Source organism: Streptomyces lichenis, from assembly GCF_023218175.1.
GTDB lineage: Bacteria > Actinomycetota > Actinomycetes > Streptomycetales > Streptomycetaceae > Streptomyces > Streptomyces lichenis.
The window spans coordinates 175,933-198,418 of sequence record NZ_JALPTH010000011.1 but is presented as its reverse complement, the minus strand read 5'-3'; the positions used below and the strand labels follow the sequence as shown (position 1 = coordinate 198,418).

Genomic DNA, 22,486 nt, shown 5'->3' with positions numbered 1-22,486 from the left:
CGGGGCCCGAGTGGTGGCCGCGGGGCGCCGGGACGACGATGAGGAAGGGACCGCGGAGGTCCTTCGCGCGGCTTCCGGCCTGTGGTCCCGGCCGTCGAAGGGAGCCCGCCGTGCCCCAGCTCATCGACCACCCGCTCTTCCAGATGCTCGCCGAACGCGCGCTGTTCCCGGCCACCCGGGGCGGCGCGGAGCTCGGCGAGGTGGAGCGCACCCTCACCCGGGTCGTCCCCGGGGACACCGGCAGCTGGTACGACGCCTGGTCGTCCACCGCCGCCACGGTGGAGGAGTGGGCCGACCACAGCGCGGTCACCGGCCATCCGGTCAGCGCCCGGGAGGCGTACGCCCGCGCCACCACCTACCACCGGGTCTCGTACTCCGCGCTGTTCGGCGCGCCCGTCGACCCCCGGCTGGTGGAGGCCTTCGACCGGCAGGAGCGCTGCTTCGGGCGCTTCGCCGCACACGCCCCGCATCCGATGACCGCGGTGGAGATCCCGTACGAGGACACCAGCCTGCCCGGCTGGCTCTGTCTGCCCGCCGACTCCGCCGGCCCCTTCCCCACCCTGGTCGCGGTCGACGGCTACGACGGCAGCGTGCACGAAATGTACTGGTCGCACGCCGTCCCGGCGGTCCGCCGCGGCATGGCCTGCCTGCTGGTGGACGGCCCCGGCCAGGGGCGGGCACTGGTGAAGCAGGGTCTGGTGATGCGGCCGGACTGGGAGAACGTGCTGCGCCCGGTGTTCGACCTCGCCGTCACCCTGCCCGAGGTGGACGCCGACCGGATCGCCGTCATGGGGTGGAGCTTCGGCGGCTACCTCGCCCCGCGCGGGGTCAGCGGTGAGCCACGGGCGGCCGCCCTGGTCGCCGACCCCGGCCAGTGGGACCTGCTCGACGGCTTCGGCCCACAGCTGCCCATCCCGGACGAGCTCAGGGCGCGGCTGCCGGACGTACCACCCGGGGAGCTGGACCCGTATCTGTCCTTCTTCGCCGAAGACCCGGTGCTGCGCTGGAAGTTCGTGCAGCGGGCGCTGTGGGTGCACGGGCTGCGGTCCCTGGGCGCGTACGTGGTGGAGACCGGCCGCTACCGGATCTCCGACCGCGCCGCCGCCATCACCTGCCCCACGCTGGTCGCCACCGCCGAGGGCGACCCGACCGGCGCGGCGGCGCGGCAGCTGTACGAGGCGCTGGAGTGCCCCAAGGCCTTTGTGCGGTTCACCGCCGAGGAGGGCACCGGCGGGCACTGCGAGACCGCGAACCGCGCCCGCTTCGACCAGCGGGTCTTCGACTGGCTGGAGGACGTGCTGAAGCGGTCCTGATACTGCCGGCGCGGCCCGGAGGGTCATCGGACGGATCCGATGGCCACCGCTCTGGCCCAGCCGGGCGGCGTGCGGGGGACGTGGTCGCGTTCGTCCTCGTAGGGGCGCCGGGAGGGCCGGGGGAACAGGCCGACCACCGTCCGGCACGGCGGCCGGCTCGCCGGCCAGGGCGTCTGCCCGTCGGCCAGCGCCACCACCGCGTCCGGCCTGGGGTTCGCGCAGCGCCCGGGCGAAGCCGGAGCGCGGATCGGTGCCCCCGCCGCCGATCAGCGGGATCTCCCCGGCCCGGCAGAGCGGGTGCACCCGGTGCGCGGCCGCGTCGCAGGAGACCACGCCGACCAGGTCGCGGCGGCCGCCCACGGCCCGGGCGATGGCGGTGATCTCGGTGAGCGCGCTGCCCAGTTCGTCGTCGGTCACCCAACCGGAGGTGTCCACCACCACGGTGACCCGGGGTGGCCGGCGGCGCAGGCTCGGCAGCACCGTGCCGGGCACCCCGGCCGAGCGCCGGGACGGCCGGCCGTAACCGTAGTCGTCGCCCGCGCCGGATCCGGAGACCGCCGAGCGGAGTGCCGTTCCCAGCAACTGCCGCCATGGCAGGGCCGGTTGGAAGGCCTCTTCGGCCCAGCGCCGCCAGCCCTTCGGGGCGTCGCCCGGTCGGCCCTCGATGGCCTGCGCCACCCGGAAGCGGACCGCGTCCCGCTGCCGCTCGCTCAGGGCGTCGGCGCCGTCCGGGCCGAGCTCCCACTCCCGCTCCAGGCCGTCGGCTCCGCTGCCGCAGTCCGGCCAGGCCAGGTCGCCCAGACGGGCTCCGAGGCCGAATCCGCGCAGATAGTCCTCCGTCAACCGGCCCTCCGGCAGGCCCAGCAGGCCTGCATCGACTCGCCCCTCGCCGACCTCGGAGCCGTCGACCAGGCCACCGGCCACCGCCTCATCGACACCCTCATCGACGTCGCCTCCGACACCTCCACCGACGGCTACGCCTGCCAGGTCATCGCCGCCACCAGCGACCCCTCCCCCGCCCCTACCCAGAGGTCCGCGAGATCCCCGTCGACACCGACCACCGGTTCTTCGACCACGCACCCCGCAGCAACACCTGAACCACCGGCCCGTCCGGCGTCGAGAGCAGATCACCGCGCTGTACGGACTGCTGCTGCCGGCGGCAGCAGGTCAGGCAGCGGTGGTCATGTCGCTCGGGGACACCACCTTCTCGGGCCTCGCCTCGCGCATCAGGCGCATCCGCTCCTTGACGACTTCCTCACCCTGGAAGGTCTCCCCGTACGGGTGGGTGAGCACGGTGGCGGACAGGTCCAGGCACTCCCGGCGCAGTTGGTCGACGGCTGCTTTCTGCTCTTCGGTCCAGCCGGGACTGGGCTCGCGGCCGCCGGTCACCTCGCCGGTATGCGGGTGCCCGGTGCCGGGTCATCCGTCCATCGGCTCTACCGACCAGGGTAGGGAGCGCAGGAGCGCGGACAGTTCTGCGGAGGCCTGATGTAGGTGAGTCTGGGCGGTGAGCAGGTCACCAGGGAACTCGGTTTCGGCCATGGCAAAAATGGTATGCGCGTTCGATTCCGATTCGGCTTGCGGCACGCCGCTGTCTGCCTCCGGCCGCCGAGGAACCCGGATACCGGGGGATCCAGGGCCGGAGCCCGTGGCCGGAGGTGGTCGAGCCCGTCGTGACCGAGGGGTGCATCACTGCGGCCAGTGCGGACATGCCTCTGCCTCCGCCGCTTCGCGGCGGAGGCAGAGTACCGGCGGTGAGGTGTGGACTCGGTCAGTGGGTGCTCGGCGGCACGTGCTGGCGGCGGTACAACCGCGCGCACAGCAGCCCGATGATCACGCTGGGCACGAGGACGAGCAGCCCGTTGCCGGACTGCTCGCGGCCGTCGAGCGCCATAGCCCACAAGAGGGTCAGCACGACTGCACTAATCGCACTTACCGACACGAAAAGCGCGAATTCGATCCACCAGTTCTTCGAGCTGTATGCCATGGGTCCATGATGGACTACTGCGTGATGAAGTGGCACGTGACAGCGCGACGCTTTCCGTTGACGAACATCTGGGCGCACGCCTTCCCATAGTGTGGAAGGGTGTGATCCATCCCGATCTTGTAGGTGTTTACCGTCCCGGTGCGGCAGGTGGTGTTCAGGGGACCGCGCACGATCCTGTAGGTCTTGCCGGCCGTGTTGGCGTAGTGGAACTCCAGGCGGGTGTTGCAGAACTTCGCCAGCAGCGCGGAGGGGCCAAGGCAGTCCACTCCCGCGATCTGGTTGGTGATCCGGCGGCCGTCATCGCTGATGCCGTGGGTCAGCGCGCAGCCCGTGGGGATGGAGATGGTCAGGCCGCCCACCTGGTACTGGAAGGTCTCAATCGGGCTCGATCCGTAGGCGCTGCGCGTACGGGGCCCCTCAGGGTCGCCAGGGTGGTCCTCGATGACGAGGTCGTCAGCGAATTCCTCACCGCTGTAGTCCGAAGGGATGTCGGTGCCCTCGTCGACGTAGGCCGGCGTGCTCCCCGCGGCAAGCAGGACGACAGCGGAAACCGCCATGGCCAAAAGTATTCTTTTACGCATGATGCCCCCTGATGTCGATGAACATGACAGCCAAAATCTGATCCCCCTCCCTGCCCCGACAACGAATATTTTCCGGCCGCTCGAAAGGAGAATTAGGAAACTTAAACCCCTTAATCGGGCGCTAAATTGACTTGATCCGTCGGCCGGCGATGAAGTGGCATGCACGCCTCCAACATGCCTCTCGGCTTCTCTGGCCGAAAATAGACGACTGTCTCCGGCAGGACGCCAGCGGCTGCGAGCTCCCAAACACCCGCGCAGCCGGTGCCGTTCTGCTGGCCCTCCCGCAGTGACCCGCCTCAGCCAGGCACCGGGCGCCGGGTGGCGTCGAGGCCGCAGCGCTCGGCCCACCGCATGATGAGCGCCTAGCGCTTCGGCGGCCGCCGGATCCAGCAGCACTAGGGCATCGTCCGGCTCGGCGACGCCGCTGGTGGCCGCCGGCCCGACGCGCGCCACCCCCGTGGACTCAAAGGGTGCGCAGTCCGCATCCCACGGCCGGTCAGCGGACGCCCTTGAACCCCGGGCCCAGGCCACGCCGACGGGCCCGTCCTCCGGTACGTGATACGGAAACCCTCCAGACCACCGGGGTCGGGCCGATTCCGCCTCGGTGTCGGCGGGCAGCCCCTGGCGCCGGCAGGCCGCGGCCGTCGCCGCCGTCACGGCGTTCAAGGCCTCGCCGACCTCCGGACTGATCAGGGTGAGGGAGTCGACGGCAACCAAGGCGTCGACGGCCGCCGCCGCGCTCCAGCCGGACCCGGCCGCCGCGTCCGCGAGCTCACACGCCGCTTCCGCAGCCCGGTCCGCGCGCCCCTCGATGCCGGGGCCCGCCCGCTCCACCAGTCTCATGCCGACCACAACACCACGAGCGACTCCGGGCACAACCCATCCCGGTCGGGCGGCGGTGACAGGGGCAGCGAGGGTCTCGGGGCGGGTGCCGATGCGGGGCACCCGCCCCAGGCGGCCGCCTGGTCCACCACGTCCTCGACACCGCCGCCCGACGACGGCTCTGATCGCTCTCACCCGTACCTGGTGCGGAAGGCGCGGCAGCGTGGTTCCGTCCTGCAGCGAGTTGTAAGGACGATCACCGGCCAAAGTGGAGCTGAGAGGTGGGCGCGGTCGGCTCCCTGGGATGGCGGTGATGTCCGCTTCGGCGGGTTGTCGATCGGTCGGTGGGCGGTGGGAATCGGCCACGGGGTGCTGGTGTTCGAGGGCAGATCCGGTCGGGGCGGGGAAGGGTGCGGGAGCGGAGCGGGCGGAGCAGCCGCTCGCCGGTCGGAGGGAGCCCGTCGTGGAGAAGCTCTACACCATCGCCGACGGCGACGGCAGTAACAGCGTCTGGGAGTTGGGCTACGACGTGAGCCTGGACGACCCGATCGTCGCCGCGCTGATCTCCAAACTGAACATGGCGACCGGGAAGTTCCGGGATGACTCGGTGGGGATCTGGGGCTGGGATCGCGGCGCCATGCGGGAGGAGGACTGGTATCGCGCGGATCAGGTCATCCGGGGCTGGCTGACCATGGAGCGGCGCATCGTCAGTGCCTTTCACACCACCGCCCGCAAGTACGAGGCGGTCACCGGTGACAGGGCCGGCGCCTTCAAGGAGAGCCTGGACATCGCCGCAGCCCGGCGGCTGCTCGGCGGGCTGCTGGACGGCTCGCTGATCCCTGACAACCTGCACGTCAGGGAGGAGGAGATCACCCCCGTCACCGTCCCGGAGGAGAAACTGCTGCAGTACGCGCAGGCGCTGGCCGCAGGATTTCGTGACATCACACAGCTGGAAGACGCCGTGCGAGACGCGGTCCCGGATGACGAGGAGCTGCGGAAGCGTCTGGTGGCGGAGGCGAAGCTCGTGGACAGCCACGGCGCTCACCACCTGTGGCGGATGTGGCACCCCGACGCGATCATCGACCTTACTGACCCCGAGGTGGCCCGACCGATCCCGCCCGGCTCGCTGTCCGGCGGCGGGTACGGTTTCTCCACCACCATGTGGCGGCTGATGGACCGCGCCTACACCGCCCAGCGGATCGCCGACCCCGAGCTGCGCGACCTGGTCGACTACTGCCTGGGCATCCAGGCCGAGTACCAGCTCCAGGCGCTGCTCACCGACCGCGAGTTGATGAAGGTCATCGACGGCCGCGGCCAGGAGTTCGAGTTCCTCAAGGCGAAGGCCGCGGCCGAGGCGGCGAAGGAGCAGGCCGGCGGTTTCTGGGGCTTCCTCGGCGACGCGCTCGGCATCGCCTCCGCCGTCTTCGGCGTCCTGGCCCTCATCCCCATCCTTACACCGGTCTGCGGACCCGTCGCCCTGGTCACCGCTACCGCCTCGCTCACCGCGCACACCGTGGACGCCGCGCTCAAGGGCGACTGGGACGCGGCGACCATCGCCGGCCTCGGCGCGGACGTGCTGGCCGTCATCCCCGGCATCGCCGCCGTCGCCAAGGGGCTCAAGGCCGGCACCACCGCCATGCGCACCGCGACCGGTCTCAAAGTCGCCGCCCGCACCGCCGGCCGCACCTTCCTCACCGAGGTCGCCGGCAAGGGGGCCTCCGAGGCGACCAAGATCTTCGGCTATCTCGGGCAGCGCGGCGCCACGGCCCTGGGCGCCACCGCCCGGCAGGGCCAGATCGCCGCCAAAGTGATGCAAGGCTCGGTCAACCTCGCCAATCAGGTGCCCCTGACCGTGGAGATGATCACCGGCGCCGACATGTCCGCACCGAAGACCGGTGCGACCGGCACGACACTCACCGCCAACTACGGGCAGTCCGTGGGCAGCTGGGGTGCCGTCGGCACGGCGGCGCAGAAGACCGGGACCGTCTCGCTCGCCACCTTCGCCAAGGTCCTCGGCCGCCGCTGAACACCACGACCCTCCCCGCCCCACCCATCCCACCTTTCCGGAGGTTCCCCGTGTCCGTGGCCACCGTCGAACTCCCGCTGACCTTCCAGGTCCCCGGCCCCTTCCAGGACCTCGACTTCCAGCTCTCCCCCGCCGCCAACACCGACAAGCTCCTCGACAAGCTGGAGTCCATTCACCCCAAACCCAGCCCCGAGCAGATCGCCCACGCCGCCCTCGCCCAGCAGGCGATGTACGAAATGCTCTCCGCCGCGGGCGCCGCCTACGCCGGGGTGCTGCTGTCCGGTCCGTCCCCCGAGCACCCCGACCGGCCGCTCTCCTCGGTCCTGCTCTCCGTCATCGCCCGGCCGAGCGAGCTGTCGAACGAGGACACCGTGCACCGGCTCTCCCGGACCATGGGCGCCCTCTACCCCGAGGCGGAGGTGGGGGTCGTTCGCCTGAAGACCGGCCCCGCCGTGCTCCTCACCGAGGAGACCAAGGTGGAGCGGCCCGTCAACCTCCTGGTCGACGACTCCGCCCCCACCCGCGTACGGCAGCTGCATGTCTTCGTCCCCATCCCCGGGCGCTATGCGATGGCCGACTTCTGCATCGCCACCGAGAACACCGACGAGTGGGACGAATGCGTACAGATCCTGGCCCGGGTCTGCGACACCATCGACTTCACCGACGCCTGACCCCAGCCCACCCCACCCGCCTCCGGCCACCGCACCGCGGCCCCTTCGTACCCCAGATCGGCCAGAGTTTCGGCCTGCCGGCGCTCGACATCGCTGAGCCCCATCCCCTCGGGTTCGATCACGATCGCGGGCCGGCGCTCGGCACCGGCCGGGAGCGCGAGGTATCCGATCATCGTCAGGTTGTACGCCGGATACGCGACTGTATGAGTCGCGAGCGTCGTCACATTACTGGACGGTGATGCCCCCTGAACTCGCTCAGGGTGGTGTTCACCGATGGCAGACAGCAGCCGCGCCCGGCGGAGCGAGCAGTGCCGATGGTCACCCGCTGCTCCGGCACGTGGGCACCAGCGATCCCATCACCGGCCCGATACGAACCCAGCCGCGGCTGGCGAACGTGCGGCGCGCGACCGCGAACCCCCGGTGGCGCGGCACGAACGCGGCCGAAACGGTCCCACCGCACGGCCAGGCGCCGCTCCTACCTGGCCCATTGGTCGACCCTGTTCGGCCTTGTGGGGTGGTCGACATCGAGGACGCCTGGTGCCAGCCGACGTGGGCGTGGGCGCGGTGGGTTACGCCGGCTTTGCTGGTCTCGCACAACGACTCCGGATTCCGAGGGACAGAATCCGGAGCGCTGGGAGATCGTGGTGGACGCCAAGGGCCGTACGCTCTACCACTTCACCAAGGACACCGACTGGCCGATGACCACCGCGTGCACGGGCGCGTGCCTGGAGATGTGGAAGCCGGCCGCGTTCGTCGCCAAGAACGATGTCAAGGGCATCGATCCCAAGCTGGTGATCGGACTCCATCTCCTCGATCCGCGCCTGCTGAGCGACCGGGGCCGGGGCCCCACTCGTGAGGCCGCGAGCCATGAAGGACGCCACACCGGCCCCACCACGATCGCGTACATGGTGGGGCCGGGTGGCGTCCGCACCCGTCCGGCCGGTCAGGCGGCCGCACGCGTGAGGCCGGCTCAGCGGAGGAAGTCGTCCACCTCCCTGGCCAGTTCGGCGGGCAGTTCGAGGGCCGGGAAATGGGTCTCGCCGTCAAGGCGGGTGAAGCTGAACCAGTCGTGGCGGGCGGCGAACTCCTCGTGCAGCTCGTCGTAGGCGGCGATCTTGGGGTGGGAGAACACATGGCGGACGGGGCGGGGGTGGGTGAGCTGTTCCATCCGGGCCATCGGGGAGCCCCAGTGGTCGTAGGCGCTCTCGATGACGCGGCAGCAGCGGGCCCACATGTCGTAGCCGAAGCCGCCCTCGCGGTTGACGTAGTGGCTGACGACCTCGTGGGAGCTGTCCGCCAGCCAGGAGTCGACCAGGGCCAGGCGGGCGGCCTGCCAGGTGCCGGGGTCCTGCATGGTGCGCAGCGCGCCGCGGAACTCCGGCGGCATCCGGGTCATGATCAGGTCGACGAGCATCAGCCGCGGCACCCGCTCCGGCCCCAGCTTCTCGGCCATGTCCATCGCCACCCAGCCGCCGTGGGCGTGGGACACGGGGACGAAGGTGTCGACACCGAGGGTGTCGAGCAGCGCGATGGTGTCGGTGACCTGCTCGGACACGCCGAAGTCGGGTACCGGGGTGCGGTCGGGGCCGTGGCCGCGCCACGAGACCCGTATCACGCGGTGGTCGGGCAGCAGGTGGTCCACCAGCCGGTCGTAGTAGCGGTGGTCATGGCACCAGCCGGTGAGCAGCACGAGGGCCGGCCCGGGGGCGGCCGTTCCGCTCTCGTCGAAGGCGATCTGGACCCCGTCGAGGGTCATGGTCGTCGTCATCTCGGTCACTGCGTCTCCTTGCGGGAGGGGTGGGTGGTGGGCGGGTTGGTCCCAGGCCGCAGCCGGGTGGCCGCGAGATGGGCGTCGATGTACCGCGAGGTGCGCCCGGTTAGACCCATCAGGGTGTTGCGCACGCTGTCCGGGACGCGGTTGAGCAGGCGCATGCGGTACGAGGTGCGCTGGGTGCGCTCCACTCCGGGGCGCGTCTCGCGCTCCCAGGCCGCGAGCGCCGCGGGCAGGGTGGGGCCGGGCCGGCTGACCGCCGCGGCCAGCGCCACGGCGTTGGTCATCGCCGTGCCGCCGCCCTGGCCCAGATAGGGCGGTTGGGCGTGCGCGGCGTCGCCGAGGAAGGCGACCCGGCCGCGGGACCACCGGGACAGCCGGACGTACTCGAAGGTGTCCCAGCGCGTGACCGGCACACCGTCGGCGGCCTCCAGGACACCCGCCATGCCGGGGAAGCTGCGCGACCAGGCGCCGGTGTCCACGAAGGAGCCGTCGACGGCCGGATCGTCCGCGTCGCAGGTGAAGGCGAGGTAGACCTGTTCAGGGGTGCACGGGGTGAAGAGGAGGCGGCGGCGCCCATGGAAGAACTCCAGGTGCCGGACGGCGTCCCCGGCGGCCGGCCCGCCGGCCGGGGCGGGGATCATCATGCGGGCGGCGCCCTGCGGCATGCGGATGCGTGTGTACGCCAGATCGACGCTGTCCCGCAGGCGGGAGTGCACGCCGTCGGCCACCACGACCAGGTCGGCCCTCTCCGGTTCGGCGGCGGCGAAGTGGACCGTGCCGTCCGGGCGGACCGCGGTGGCGGCCGAGCCGGTGACCAGGACCACGCCCGCCGCTTCGGCGGCGTCCACGAGCGCCGTGACGAGCTGGTCCCGCAGCACGGTGAGGCAGCGGGGCCCGTCCTCCGTGTTCACGTTCACCGTCAGGAACGCCTTGCCGTTCCGCGCGCGCATCTCGACCGCCGGAGCCACATGGGCGCCGGCGGTGGCCGCCTCCAGCGCACCGATCGTGTCGAGGGCGAACAGCCCGTTGTCCCAGAGGTAGATGCCGGCGCCGATCGCGCGGATCGCCGGGAGGCGTTCGTGCAGGCGCACCTGCCAGCCGTTGCGGGCGAGTGCCGCGGCGGCGGTCAGACCGCCGATGCCGCCGCCGACGACCGTGGCTGTTCTGCTGCTCATCTGCGGCCTTTCCGATGCGGTGCCGCGCCCGTGGCCGGGCGGCGGCTGGATGGTGGGAGGGTCAGGGCAACGGATGCGGTGAGTCGGATCCGGGCCGGTGGCGAGGCCACGCCGGGTCGGCGATGCGGCCCGTGCGGACGAACTCGCCCCAGTACCGGCGGGTGCGCGCCCCGGCGTCCGCCGCTTCCGCGGGTGTGAGCGGCCGGATCATCGGCGCCTGCCGCCAGGCCGCCGAGTCGCCGAAGAACAGGGGCAGTTCGATGCAGTGGCAGGCGCCGAAGGGGTTGTCCGGGTGCAGCGGGCCGAAGCGGAAGCGCCACACCTCGGCACCCGCCCCCGCCAGCAGGTCGGCGAAGGCGCGTGCCGGCCTGTCGAACGTCTTGCGCTGCACCAGCCCGGACAGCGCCGCCGCGGCCTGGGGACCCGGTACCGGCAGCCGGCGCAGGCGGGTGAAGAAAGGGTGCGGGTGGTGGAAGGCCGCCGCCTCGTCGGCCGTGGTGCCGATCAGCACCTGGAGGCCGGGCGCGTGCCGGACGACATCGCGCCGCCACCGGCCGGCCGCCGGCAGGGGGTGGATGGCCTCCACCGGCAGGTAGGGCGGTGCGGAGTTGAGCCCGGCCGGTCCGGCCAGGGTACGGGCGGCCCTGGCCTGGGCCGCGAGCACATCGGCGACCGGGGCGGTGCGCGGGTCGCCGGACAGCGCGGCGAGGAAGGGCCGGGCCGCGCGCAGGGCCCGCCGATGGGTGTGGAAACCCAGACCCAGAGGGGCGCTGTGCAGGATCGCCCGGGTGAACAGCGGGCGGGCACGGCCGATGCCGAGCAGGGCGGCGACGGAGTGCGCCCCGGCCGACTGCCCGGCCACCGTGACGCGGCCGGGGTCGCCGCCGAAGGCCGCGATGTTCTCCCGTACCCACTCCAGGGCCGCGATCTGGTCCAGCAGACCCAGGTTGCCCGGTGCCATGCCCGGGGCGCGCAGGTAGCCGAGGACACCGAGCCGGTAACCGACCGACACGACCACGATGCCCGTCTCGTGCACCAGCCGGGTGGCGTCGTACAGGTTCCACTCGCCGCTGCCGCTGAGGAAGGCCCCGCCGTGCAGCCAGACCAGCACCGCCGCCGGACCGGCCCCCTCATCCGTGTCCCTGTCGGGGACGGTGACGGTGACGGTCAGGCAGTCCTCCGACTGCGGCAGCGGCGCGGCGGGACCCATCACGGCTTCGAGCCGGGAGGGCAGTTGCGGCGCCACCGGACCGGGCGCGATCGCGTCGGTGACACCCGTGGCGGCCGGAGCCCGCCGCGGCGGGGCGAACCGGTCGGCGCGCGCGTAGTGGATGCCGTGGAAGACCACGGCCCCCTCGTCCTGCCTGCCGCGCCAGCGCCCCGATGGGGTCGAGACCGTGCGCACACCACCACCCCTTCCGCCCTATCGCAAGTTTCCTTGCGATAGTCGCACGGTAGCTCCTGCGGCGGCGTAACGCAAAGTTCATTGCGATGAGATGATGGAGGTATGGCAGGCCAGAAACCCGAACAGCGCCGCGTCGCGGTACGCGGCGCCAAGCTCCGCGCCCTCGTGCTGGACGCGGCGATTCGCCGGATCACCGAGGCGGGCATCGACCACGTCGGCTTCGCCGACATCGCGGCCGAGGCGGGGGTGCACGAGAGCTCCCTGTACCGCCGCTGGCGCACGGTGCCCCGGCTGATCGTGGACGCGTTGACCGAGCGCACCGCCGGCGAGGTGCCCATCCCGGACACCGGCTCCGTACGCAAGGACCTGGAGCTCTTCACCGCCGACCTGGCCCGGTTCGCCCAGACCCCGGTGGGCACCGCGCTGATCCGCTTCACCGTGGTGACGGACGACGATCCCGACATCGCCCAGGCGCGCGGCCAGTTCTGGCGGCAGCGGCTCATGGCGGCCACCGAGATCCTCGAACGGGGCAAGCGGCGCGCCGAGGTGGCGGAGGACGTCGACTCCGGTCTGGTCGTCCTCACCCTCGGGGGGTTGGTCCACCTCCACATCACCCACCTGGGCACGACCATCCCCGACACGCTGGCGGAGCGGGTGGTGGCGCTGCTCATGCCGGGGCTGGCGGAGGGCCCGAGCGGACGGACGCACACGGGTGCGCGATCGGCGGAGGACGGCCGCTGACACCGCCGGGGCCGCCCGGGCCTGAGCCGGCCGGACCGGCTCGACGCCCGGGGGCGGTGGCACCGCCCCCCCGTCTCCCCGGGCAGCCGATCAGGCCGTCGCGGTGCCGGCCAGTACGGCGTCGGCCGCGGCACGGGCGTCGGCGACCAGGTCGGCGGTGTCCTCGGTGCCCGCGGCCAGCCGGACCAGGCCGGGCGGGACGGCGTCGGTGATCTGCTCCTCGCTGAGCATCCCGCGCCACATGGACGCCGGGTGGACGGCCAGGGACTCCACCCCGCCGAGGCTGGCCGAGCGGCGGAAGTACGCCAGCCGGCCCAGGAAGGCGTCGGCCTTGTCGTACCCGCCGGTGAACTCGATGCCGAGCACCCCGCCGAAGCCGCTCATCTGCTCGGCGGCGAGCCGGTGCTGCGGGTGGCCGGCCAGGCCCGGGTAGTGCACCCGGCTGACGGCGGGATGGTCCGCCAGTGCCTCGGCGAGCGCCTGGCCGTTGGCGTTGTGCCGGGCCACCCGAAGCGGCAGGGTGCGCAGACCGCGCAGCAGCAGCCACGCGTCGATGGGCCCGAGGGCGGCACCGGTGAGCACCCCGGTCTCCCAGATCCGGTCCAGCAGATCCGCCGGGCCGGCCAGGACACCGGCGGAGACGTCGCCGTGGCCGTTGAGGTACTTGGTGGCGCTGTGCCAGACCACGTCGACGCCGGACTCGGCGGGGCGCTGGTTGAGCGGGGTGGCGAAGGTGTTGTCCGCCAGGGTGGTCACGCGGTGCGCACGGGCCAGGCGTGCCACCGCACGCAGGTCGGTGATCCGGAGCAGCGGGTTGCTCGGGGTCTCCAGCAGGATCAATCGCGTCTTAGGCCTCAGGGCCTTTTCGAACGCCCCGGGGTCGGTCTGGTCGACCAGGGTGGTCGACACCCCCAGGCGCGGCAGCAGGTTCAGCAGGACGGAGGCGGTGCCGCCGTAGGTGGACTTCTGCCCGATGACATGGTCTCCGGCCCGGACCAGGGCGAGCACCGCGGTGGTGAGCGCGGCCATGCCGGACGCGGTGACCATGGCGGCCTCGGTGCCCTCCAGTTCGGCGACGACGGCCGCGGCCTGCGCGTGGTTCGGGTTGCCGTAGCGGGTGTAGAAGTCCGTGCCCCGCGCCTCCAAGGCGCTCCGCGCGAACTCCTCCGCGTCCACCGCCGAGAACGTCGCCGTCTGGTAGATGGGCGGTGCCACCGCGCGGTGGGGGTGGACCTCTCGATCGGCGTGCACGGTGACGGTGGTCCTGCCCGGCATGGCTGTCCTTCCTCTCCTCGCTCCGATGTCACCTTCCAGCCTGGTGGTCCACCACGGCGAGCGGGGGCACGAGCCGCAACTCCGGCAAGGAATTGCGCGCTCTCATGGCTCTTTCCCTCCCGGCAGAGGCATACCGCGCAATATTCTGCCGGTCATGGACGATATGGATCGGTCGATCCTGACCGTGCTCGAACGTCATGGGCGGATCAGCAACAACGAACTGGCCGCCCGGGTCGGGCTGTCGCCCTCGCCCTGTCTGCGGCGCGTGCGGAACCTGGAGGAGTCGGGAGTGATCCTCGGCTACCGGGCGGTGATCGACCCGACCGCCGTAGGTCGCGGTCTGCGGGTGCTCGCCGGCGTCCGGTTGACGCGTCACACGCGTGCGCACGTGACCGCCTTCGAGGACGGGGTCATGGCGTTGCCGGGGGTGACCGCCTGCCACCACATCACCGGCAGCATCGACTACCTGGTCCAGGTCGAGGTGGCCGACCTGGCGGCCTATGAGGACTTCCACGCCAACCAACTGGCCGCCCTGCCCGGCATCGCCACGGTCAACAGCTTCGTCATCATGAAGACGCTGGAGACCCCTTCCTGACGTCGTCGGCCGGCTGCCGCGACCGGGTGTCCGCCGTGGCGAGGTGCGGCGAGGGCGACGGGCCGCCTACCGGGTCGGCCGCGCGTCCTGTGCGGGGGTGACCACGGCCGCCCCGACGACGGCGGACGGCGACGCGGGAGAACGGGTCTGGGTGGACGTGGCCGCCGGAGCTGTCCGGGCGGCCTTGGCCTTGAGAATCGTGTTGGCCTCGCCGATCAGCTGGTCCATCCCGGAGATGAACCGTTCCCGGTAGTCGGCGCCGGCGCGAGTCAGGTCCGGGGCGCTCCCGGCGCCACCGGTGCCGGGTGACGGGCTCCCGAAGGGCTTGCGGGCGTCGATCACATGGGCGAAGTCGATCAGCTTGGCATCCACTTTCGTCTTCCCGTCCTCGGTGCCGTGGACCGAGAAGACACTGGAGGCGATGAAACCCAGGTGCGACGCTTTCGCCGCGTCCCTGATGGCCTCCATCTTGCTGATCAGCTGCTCCCACACCTCGGGCTTGTCGGAGAAGTCGCGCAGGATCTGTCGCGAATGCCGGCCGTCGGTGAGGCGGTTCCCCGCCGCGTCCGAGCCCGCGACGACACGCCAGCCTCGGTCCGACGAGCCGGTGGCCCTGTCGGTGAAGACGAACGTCATGTACTTCCACCCGGCCCCCACGAACGACTTGCCCTGCTGCGCCAGGTTCTCCCGGAAGCTGGTGGTCGAACTGCCGATCTTGGTGTCCAGGGTCTTGACCGGATCCAGACCGGACGTGATGTTCTCGATGTAGACGGACGTCCGGTCGTCGAGTCCGGCGCTCTCCGTGGGACTCAACTCGCCGCCCAGTATGTCGCGTACCTGAGCAGCCGTGTACGAGGCCGGAACGACCTGCTCGATGCCCGGGTAGTCGCCCTGGCGTACCCTCCGGTAGAACTCGTTCTCCACCGAGTCGTACGGGGCGGGCTTCGCCAGGATCTGGCGGGCCTCCCCCAGCGGCCGGATGCCGCCGTGACCACCCTGGTTGACGTTGGGTTCCGCGGGAGGAACATCGCTCTGGTGCGGGGTTTCGGTGGGAGTGGACATCACTTCTCCTGTCTCGCGGTTTGCGGTACTCGGTCACCTGGGCTACGGACGCCGCGGGAGAGCGGTTCAGCGGGTGGTGGCGGACCGCCGGACCCGGCGGCGTGACCGCGAGGAACGTCCTTCGAGCCAGGAGGGCCGTTCGGCCTCGTGACCGCCTGCGAACGCCCGGCCAGGAACGGGATGACCGCCTCGGCCATCTCCTGCGGTACTTCCTCCGCCAGACCGTGGCCGGCGTCGAAGACATGTCCGGTGGCGTCGTGGGCCATGGAGCGCATCCGGGACTCGTTGCGCCCGCCGATGAACGCCGAGCCGCCGAGCGCCAGGACGGGGATGCCGAGTCGACGCCGCGCGGCTCGCCGGTTCTGCGCGGCGTCGACGAGCATCGCCCGCTCGATCGACAGCATCGCGCGGATGCCGCAGGTCATACCCGAGGCGGGTCATCAGCTCGGCTCTGTCGTCGCTCACCATCGCGGAGCCGTAGCCGCCCGCCGGCCGGGCGGAGTCACCCAGGCCGCGCGGGTCCGGTACGACGACGGTGTGGTGGGGCGTCAGCCTCGGTACCAGGCCGCCTCGCCTGCCCGCCGGCCGCCCCGGACCGGCAGAGCCTGCCTCCGCCACCTGGTGCCGCCGCCGGTACCCGGGGACGGAGTCGCGCCGGACGGCTCCGGTGGCCTGTCGGAGGTTATCCGCGTCCTCCGACCATGAACTTCTCGATCAGGTCGGCCACGGCGTCCGGGCTGCTGTAGTGGGCCGCGTGCGCGGCACCGCCGACCTGGGCCACTCGTCCGTCGCCGACAATGCCGGCCAGCCGCCGGGTCCAGTCCCGGGAGGCGACGGTGTCACCACTGCCCCGCACGACGAGTGCGGGTACCTCGATACGGGCCAGCTGCTTCTCGAACGATTCGGCGGCGTCCCGCAGCGCGTGGCGGAAGGAGGCGGCGAACCGCAGGGGACCGGTCACCAGGTAGTCCGTGGCCGCCACGGCGAGCAGGCCGAGCGGCTCGCGGGGTGCGTCCGCCATCAGCCGCCCGCACTGCCGTAGACCGGTCACCCCGGGCTCCAGCGCCGGGCCCAGGAGGACGACGCGCTCCACCAGTGCGGGGTCGCGGGCCGCGAAGGCGGCGACCACCTGGCACCCGACGGAATTGGCCACCAGCAGGCTGGGGCCGAGGGCCAGTTCCCGGTGCCAGCGGCGCAGCGCACCAGCCAGTTCCCCCACCCCGGGCGCCCGCCGGGCGGCCGACCGGGAGCGCACGTTGCCCGGCAGATCCGGTACCAGCACGCTCGCCCCGCCCGCCGCCAGCCGCCGGGCCAGCGGCACGAAGTACCGCCCCGACAGGCCCAGTCCGTGCACCAGCACCATGTTGGGCCCACCCGCCCGCACCTCGGGCCCGAACCCGCGAGTGAAGAGCCCGGCGCGGGTCCACCCTTCCGTCTGTCGTCTCATCCGACCCTCCCTTCCCGCTCCGGCCGCGCCGCGAACCCACCTCGATCCGCGGGAGGCGGCGTTTCGGAGGCAGGCCGGGCCAAGGCCGGCCCCGGCCCCGACCTCGGATGCCCTGCCCGAAGGCTTTAGAGGATCTTGGTGCGGGTGAGCGACATGGCGACCCGCCACCGGGCAAGGCGCAGCACGTGATACGTGTGATGATCGTCGTCCTGCTCCTCTGTGCCGCCGTCACGGCGGCCGTGGCCGGGACGGAAGCCTCGCCCCTGTGGTGGCTCGCCGCCGGCCCGCTCGCGCTCTTGGGCCTGCTGGGCGCGTGGGACCTGCTGCAGCGCCGGCACTCGGTGCTGCGCAACTATCCCGTCCTCGGGCACGCCCGTTTCCTCCTGGAGCGGATACGTCCGGAGCTCCAGCAGTACTTCATCGAGCGGAACTACGACGGCCGCCCCTTCGACCGGGATGTGCGCAACATCGTCTACGAGCGCGCCAAGGGCACCGACGCGGGGGAACCCTTCGGCACCGAACGGGACGTGTACGAGGTCGGCTACGAGTTCCTCGTGCCCTCCATGGCGCCCTGCCCGGTACCCCAGGCGCCTCCCCGCGTGCGGATCGGGGGCCCCGGCTGCGACCGCCCCTACGACATGGCGCTGCTGAACGTCTCGGCGATGAGTTTCGGCTCCCTGTCGGCCAACGCGGTCCTCGCGCTCAACGGGGGCGCCGCGGCCGGCGGCTTCGCTCAGGACACCGGCGAGGGCGGGCTCTCCGACCACCACCTGCGCCCGGGCGGTGACCTGGTCTGGGAGATAGGTACCGGGTACTTCGGCTGCCGGACCGGCGAAGGCGAGTTCGATCCGGCCGAGTTCGCCGACAAGGCCTCCCACGACCAGGTCAAATGCGTGTCCCTGAAGCTCTCGCAGGGGGCGAAGCCCGGTATCGGCGGTGTGCTGCCGGGTGCCAAGGTCAACGCGGAGATCGCCCGGGTCCGCGGTGTGCCCGAAGGGCAGACGGTCATCTCCCCGCCGTATCACCAGGTCTTCTCCACCCCGCGCGAGCTCGTCCGCTTCGTCGCCCGGATGCGGGAGCTGTCCGGAGGCAAGCCCGCCGGGTTCAAGCTCTGTGTCGGCTCACGCCGGCAGTTCCTCGCCGTGTGCAAGGCCATGCTGGAGGAGGGCACCACCCCCGACTTCATCGTGGTGGACGGGGCCGAGGGCGGAACGGGCGCGGCGCCGCTGGAATTCGCCGACCACGTCGGCGCCCCCCTCACCGAGGGCCTGCTGACCGTGCACAACGCACTCGTCGGCACGGGCCTGCGGGACCGCGTCAGGGTCGGAGCGAGCGGCAAGATCGCCACTGGAACCGATCTGGTCAAGCGCATGGTGCAGGGCGCCGACTACGGCAACGCCGCGCGGGCGATGATGTTCGCCGTCGGCTGTATCCAGGCCCAGCGCTGCCACACGAACACCTGCCCCACCGGTGTCACCACCCAGGACCCCCGCCGGGCCCGCGCACTCGACGTCGCCGACAAGACGCTGCGCGTCCAGCGCTTCCAGGAGGCGACCGTGGCCAGCGCCCTGCAGATCATGGGCGCCATGGGCGTGACCGACCCCGCGCAACTGCGCCCGCACATGCTCCGCAGGCGCGTCGACCCCGTCACCGAACGCTCCTACGAGGAACTCTACGAGTGGCTCCGGCCCGGGCAGTTGCTCGGCGAACCGCCCGCCTCCTGGGCGGCCGACTGGAAGTCCGCCGAACCCGACCGCTTCACCGTCTGACCTGTCCGTGTGATCTGGAGGAGATACCAGTGGCCCGTACCGTTGCCCGCGTCATCGTGGACGCCTTGAGCGAACTCGGCGTGCGCCAGGTCTTCGGCGTCGTGGGGGACGCGCTCAACCCCCTGACCGACGCCATCCGCACCACCGAGGACCTGGACTGGGTGGGCTGCCGGCACGAGGAGGCGGCGGCCTTCGCCGCGAGCGCCCAGTCACAGCTCACCGGCACCCTCGGCGTCTGCATGGGCACCGTCGGCCCCGGCTCCGTCCACCTGCTCAACGGGCTCTACGACGCGGCCAAGAGCCACGCCCCCGTGCTGGCCATCGCAGGGCAGGTGCCGCTCGCCGAGGTGGGCGGCGACTACTTCCAGGAGGTCGACAACGACGCCCTCTTCAGCGACGTGGCCGTCTTCCGGGCCACCGTCACCTCCCCCGACCAGCTCCCGCGGCTGCTGGAGACGGCCGTCCGCACCGCGCTGGGGCGCAAGGGCGTGGCCGTCCTCACCGTGCCCGGGGACATCGGCGAGAGGGAACTCACCGCCGACCGCCCCACCCGCCTCTCCCTCGACACCGGGGTCAGCCGGCCCGAGGAGGCCGCCGTCCGGCGCGCCGCCGAACTCCTCGACGCCTCCGAACGGATCACCCTGCTCGTCGGGGAGGGCGCCCGTGCCGCCCGGGCGGACGTGCTCGCCCTCGCCGACCGGCTGGCCGCACCCATGGTGCTCACCCTCAAGGCCAAGGCCGGTTTCGAAGGCGGCGCCAATCCCTTCCAGGTCGGCCAGACCGGACTGATCGGCAACCCGGCGGCGGCATCAGCCCTCCAGGACGCCGACACCCTGCTGCTGCTCGGCACCGACTTCCCCTACCGCGAGTGGTATCCCGAGGGCCGCTCCGTCGTGCAGGTGGACACCGAGGCCACCCACATCGGACGCCGCGTACCCGTCGACATCGGCCTGGTGGGCGACACCGGCGCCACCGTCCGCGATCTCCTGTCCCACCTCGGCGCGGCGCCCGACGGAGGCGGCGGCACCCGCGACCGCTCCCACCTCGACACGGCGCGTGAGCGCTTCGACGCGTGGCGCACCGGTCAGGCCCGGCTCGCCGACCCCGCCCACGACAAGGGGATCGTGGGCCGGCTCCGTTCCGCCCTGGACAACCGTACGCACGACATCCGTCCCGAAGCACTGGCTGCTGCCGTCGACCGGATCGCGGCCGAGGACGCCGTCTTCACCTCCGACACCGGCATGGCGACGGTGTGGCTCTCGCGGTTCGTCGAGATGCGCGGCGAGCGGAAGCTGATCGGCTCCTACAACCTCGGCTCGATGGCCAACGCGATGCCCCAGGCGCTGGGCGCCCAATGTCTGGACCGGGACCGCCAGGTGGTCGCGTTCTGCGGCGATGGCGGTCTGAGCATGCTCCTGGGCGACCTCATGACCCTGAAGACCTACCAGCTTCCCGTCAAACTGGTCCTCTTCGACAACCGCCGACTCGGCATGGTGAAACTGGAGCAGGAACAGGCCGGCCTCCCGGAGTTCGGCACCGAACTCGACAACCCCGATTTCGCCGCTGTGGCCCAAGCCATGGGTATCACCGGCATCCGTGTGACGGACCCCGACGAACTGCAGGACGCCGTGCAGCGGGCGTTCCACAGCCCGGGACCGGTCCTGCTCGACGTCCTCACCAATCCCGAAGAGATCGCCGTGCCGGCCAAGCCCACCGTGGAGCAGGGCTGGGGCTTCGCCGTGGCCAAGGTCAAGGAAGTCGTACGCAGCCACGGCGAGCCGGCCGGGGACTGACCGGCAGGCCGGTTCGCGACCCGGCTTGGTGCGGTACGCAGGCATCCGGCGACCGGCTCGGCACGTTGTCAGGGGGTGCCGATTCCAACCGGAGGCTCGGGTCGGTTGGGCGGTGCGGGTCGTGGAGTGATGGCGGCGGCCAGAGTGCCGGGGTCGGTGTCGACAGTTTCGGCTCCTGGTCGCCGAGGCCGGCTGACGACGCGGTCCACGGCCTCGAAACAGTGCGGCGGCGGAGCTGCGGACCAACGACGCGCGGTCTTGGCGCACCGGCACGGGCACAAGCGGGGGCCAGGGCAGGAGGACTGGCGGCGGACCGGTGGTCAAGCCGGACGCGACAGCGCGGTCCGGCGGGTGGGGCGGACAGGCCTGAGGTGGGGCGGGCGCGATTCGGGGACGGTGTGGCACGGCGCGGGCCGGGTCGCACGTGGCGAGGGCGTATCGGGCGGGATGGGGTGGGCTGTGTCGGGAAGAACCAGGGGCGGGCGCGGAGACGGAAGGGAGGCGGCGCGGGGCGGGCGGCCGAGGCGGGTGCTCGGGCGGGAGCGGTCGGGTCGCCGCCACGATGACGGGGCAGCCGGGCGACGGCCGAGCCCGGCGCCGACGTGACCAGGGCGGACCGGCCGGGCGGCGCGGCCGTTGAGTCGACGAGGAGTCCGGTCCATGCCTACGGCGTATGCCTTGGCCGAAAGGCGCCGTGGTGATTGGGCATCTAGCGTGGGGCTGAGTGCGGCACAGCGCCCCGTTTCGCTTGATGAGCGTGCCGTGACCGAGGTGGCAGCCACGTCTCTGGTGAGCGCCTCGGTGGCGGGCGGGAGCGGGCCGGCACCGCCCGCGACAACCAGGCGGGCACCACCACAGGGAAAGGCGGCGCGAGGACATGGCGGGACCAATTCTCATCACGGGTGCTGGCAGCGGCTTCGGCAAGGAGGTCGCGCTGCGGCTCGCCCAGGCCGGGCACGAGGTGATCGCAGGTGTGGAGATCATCGCCCAGGTCGGTGTTCTGCGCGCCGAGGCGCAGGAGCGGGGCGTCGAATTGCGGGTGGAGAAGCTGGACGTGACCGACCCCGGCGACCGGGAGAACGCCTGGACGTGGAACGTCGAGGTCCTGCTCAACAACGCGGGCGTCTCCGAGGGCGGCGCCACCGTCGACATCCCCGAGGAGCGACTGCGCCGCCAGTTCGAGGTGAACGTCTTCGGCCCCGTCCTGCTCACCCAAGGCATCGCCCGGCGGATGGCGGCCCGCCGTAACGGGCGGATCGTGTTCATGTCCTCGGTCGCCGGCCTCACCGTCGACCCTTTCACCGGCGCCTACGCGGGTTCCAAGCACGCGGTAGAGGCGTTCGCCGACGCGCTGGACCAGGAGCTCGCGGAGTTCGGGGTGACGGTGGCGACGATCAACCCTGGCCCTTTCCTCACCGGGTTCAACGACACCATGTTCGAGACGTGGAAGGAGTGGCGGGACGACCCCGCCGACCGGCTCTTCGACTACGCCGAACTCGCCTTCCCGCACGAGCAGTACGACCCCGAACCGGTCTACCAGCGGACTGTCCAGGTCCTGCTCGGCGAGGACCGCCGCTACCGCAACCTGCTACCCGCTGAGATGGAACCGCAGGTCCGCGAACAGATCGACGCCCAGTGGGACCGACAGCTCAACGACGGACACCGCCCCGACCTCCTGCAGAAGGCGTACGACCTCGCCCCCGCCACTCCGATCGAAGCCTGACCTCGGCACTGCCGCACGGTGGCGCCGCTCGCGCAGACCCGTGAGGCCCCTCAAGGATCGGATGGCCACCGCCGGGGACCCGGAGGCGCGGACCTGTTCCTCCCGTACGACTGCGGCCAAGGCCGGGTCCTCCTGGCGGGGCGGGGCGGGGCACGGTGGTAGCCGGCCGACGCACTCTCCCTCGTCACCGGCCCGGCCGCAACGCCCGGGCGCGGAACCGGGCCGCCGGCGGCCGACAGCCCGTTGACCATCCGGACGTTCGCGGCGGGCATCGCGCGGTTGGCGGCCGTGATGAGCTTCGGCGCGCGCCAGCGGGTCTTCGCGCCG

16 protein-coding genes and 5 pseudogenes are annotated in these 22,486 nt (G+C 71.9%); 9 read left to right on the top strand and 12 right to left on the bottom strand.

Annotated features, from left to right (window positions below; all coding sequences use genetic code 11):
- Positions 1-110: 110 nt before the first annotated feature.
- Positions 111-1,313, top strand: a complete 1,203-nt coding sequence (locus M1O15_RS13805; protein WP_248634094.1) for an alpha/beta hydrolase family protein — start codon at positions 111-113, stop codon at positions 1,311-1,313.
- Positions 1,314-1,336: 23 nt separating this feature from the next.
- On the opposite strand, the pseudogene M1O15_RS13800 reads toward M1O15_RS13805, so the two are convergent.
- The 4 genes and pseudogenes from M1O15_RS13800 to M1O15_RS13785 form a co-directional block, all read right to left on the bottom strand.
- Positions 1,337-2,219, bottom strand: a pseudogene (locus M1O15_RS13800) (vWA domain-containing protein); the annotation flags it as partial.
- Positions 2,220-2,480: 261 nt separating this feature from the next.
- Positions 2,481-2,855: pseudogene (locus tag M1O15_RS31990) on the bottom strand (DUF8825 domain-containing protein).
- Between the two features lie 229 nt (positions 2,856-3,084).
- On the bottom strand, positions 3,085-3,300 hold the full coding sequence (locus M1O15_RS13790) for a hypothetical protein (RefSeq protein WP_248634092.1): 216 nt from the start codon (positions 3,298-3,300) through the stop codon (positions 3,085-3,087).
- A gap of 14 nt (positions 3,301-3,314) precedes the next feature.
- Positions 3,315-3,857 (bottom strand): hypothetical protein, encoded by a 543-nt coding sequence (locus M1O15_RS13785; protein ID WP_248634091.1) that lies wholly within the window; start codon positions 3,855-3,857, stop codon positions 3,315-3,317.
- A gap of 1,309 nt (positions 3,858-5,166) precedes the next feature.
- Here M1O15_RS13785 and M1O15_RS13780 point away from each other — a divergent pair.
- Positions 5,167-6,729, top strand: a complete 1,563-nt coding sequence (locus tag M1O15_RS13780; protein ID WP_248634090.1) for a hypothetical protein — start codon at positions 5,167-5,169, stop codon at positions 6,727-6,729.
- 50 nt (positions 6,730-6,779) lie between these two features.
- The gene (locus tag M1O15_RS13775) at positions 6,780-7,400 is read left to right on the top strand and encodes a hypothetical protein (protein WP_248634089.1); all 621 of its coding nucleotides are present in this window, start codon (positions 6,780-6,782) and stop codon (positions 7,398-7,400) included.
- A 35-nt stretch (positions 7,401-7,435) separates the two neighbouring features.
- Here M1O15_RS13775 and M1O15_RS13770 read toward each other — a convergent pair.
- A pseudogene (locus M1O15_RS13770) lies at positions 7,436-7,624 on the bottom strand (dienelactone hydrolase family protein); the annotation flags it as partial.
- 90 nt (positions 7,625-7,714) lie between these two features.
- On the opposite strand from M1O15_RS13770, the pseudogene M1O15_RS13765 reads away from it, so the two are divergent.
- Positions 7,715-8,134 (top strand): annotated as a pseudogene (locus M1O15_RS13765) (hypothetical protein); the annotation flags it as partial.
- A 236-nt stretch (positions 8,135-8,370) separates the two neighbouring features.
- On the opposite strand, the gene M1O15_RS13760 reads toward M1O15_RS13765, so the two are convergent.
- From M1O15_RS13760 to M1O15_RS13750, 3 genes are all read right to left on the bottom strand, one after another.
- Positions 8,371-9,168 carry an alpha/beta fold hydrolase gene (locus M1O15_RS13760; protein ID WP_248634104.1) on the bottom strand — a complete coding sequence of 266 codons (798 nt, stop codon included), beginning with the start codon at positions 9,166-9,168 and terminating at the stop codon, positions 8,371-8,373.
- Positions 9,169-9,173: 5 nt separating this feature from the next.
- Positions 9,174-10,349, bottom strand: a complete 1,176-nt coding sequence (locus M1O15_RS13755; RefSeq protein ID WP_248634088.1) for an FAD-dependent oxidoreductase — start codon at positions 10,347-10,349, stop codon at positions 9,174-9,176.
- A 61-nt stretch (positions 10,350-10,410) separates the two neighbouring features.
- Positions 10,411-11,754, bottom strand: coding sequence for a carboxylesterase family protein (locus M1O15_RS13750; protein ID WP_248634087.1), 1,344 nt, complete (start codon positions 11,752-11,754; stop codon positions 10,411-10,413).
- 102 nt (positions 11,755-11,856) lie between these two features.
- Between M1O15_RS13750 and M1O15_RS13745 the strand changes: the two genes are divergently transcribed.
- Positions 11,857-12,495: a TetR/AcrR family transcriptional regulator gene (locus tag M1O15_RS13745; protein ID WP_248634086.1), complete on the top strand. Its 639-nt coding sequence runs from the start codon at positions 11,857-11,859 to the stop codon at positions 12,493-12,495.
- Positions 12,496-12,585: 90 nt separating this feature from the next.
- Here M1O15_RS13745 and M1O15_RS13740 read toward each other — a convergent pair whose 3' ends face one another.
- Positions 12,586-13,770 (bottom strand): trans-sulfuration enzyme family protein, encoded by a 1,185-nt coding sequence (locus tag M1O15_RS13740; RefSeq protein ID WP_248634085.1) that lies wholly within the window; start codon positions 13,768-13,770, stop codon positions 12,586-12,588.
- Positions 13,771-13,924: 154 nt separating this feature from the next.
- Between M1O15_RS13740 and M1O15_RS13735 the strand changes: the two genes are divergently transcribed.
- Positions 13,925-14,365, top strand: a complete 441-nt coding sequence (locus tag M1O15_RS13735; protein ID WP_248634084.1) for an Lrp/AsnC family transcriptional regulator — start codon at positions 13,925-13,927, stop codon at positions 14,363-14,365.
- 66 nt (positions 14,366-14,431) lie between these two features.
- Here M1O15_RS13735 and M1O15_RS13730 read toward each other — a convergent pair whose 3' ends face one another.
- The 3 genes and pseudogenes from M1O15_RS13730 to M1O15_RS13720 form a co-directional block, all read right to left on the bottom strand.
- Positions 14,432-15,427, bottom strand: a complete 996-nt coding sequence (locus M1O15_RS13730) for an inositol polyphosphate kinase family protein (protein WP_248634083.1) — start codon at positions 15,425-15,427, stop codon at positions 14,432-14,434.
- 161 nt (positions 15,428-15,588) lie between these two features.
- Positions 15,589-15,991, bottom strand: a pseudogene (locus M1O15_RS13725) (alpha/beta fold hydrolase); the annotation flags it as partial.
- Between the two features lie 118 nt (positions 15,992-16,109).
- Positions 16,110-16,874, bottom strand: coding sequence for an alpha/beta fold hydrolase (locus tag M1O15_RS13720; RefSeq protein ID WP_248634082.1), 765 nt, complete (start codon positions 16,872-16,874; stop codon positions 16,110-16,112).
- A 197-nt stretch (positions 16,875-17,071) separates the two neighbouring features.
- Here M1O15_RS13720 and M1O15_RS13715 point away from each other — a divergent pair, with 197 nt between their 5' ends.
- From M1O15_RS13715 to M1O15_RS13705, 3 genes are all read left to right on the top strand, one after another.
- Positions 17,072-18,643 carry an FMN-binding glutamate synthase family protein gene (locus tag M1O15_RS13715; protein WP_282576728.1) on the top strand — a complete coding sequence of 524 codons (1,572 nt, stop codon included), beginning with the start codon at positions 17,072-17,074 and terminating at the stop codon, positions 18,641-18,643.
- A gap of 29 nt (positions 18,644-18,672) precedes the next feature.
- Positions 18,673-20,436 carry a thiamine pyrophosphate-dependent enzyme gene (locus tag M1O15_RS13710; protein ID WP_248634080.1) on the top strand — a complete coding sequence of 588 codons (1,764 nt, stop codon included), beginning with the start codon at positions 18,673-18,675 and terminating at the stop codon, positions 20,434-20,436.
- Positions 20,437-21,313: 877 nt separating this feature from the next.
- Positions 21,314-22,159 (top strand): SDR family oxidoreductase, encoded by an 846-nt coding sequence (locus M1O15_RS13705; RefSeq protein WP_248634079.1) that lies wholly within the window; start codon positions 21,314-21,316, stop codon positions 22,157-22,159.
- Positions 22,160-22,486 lie beyond the last annotated feature (327 nt).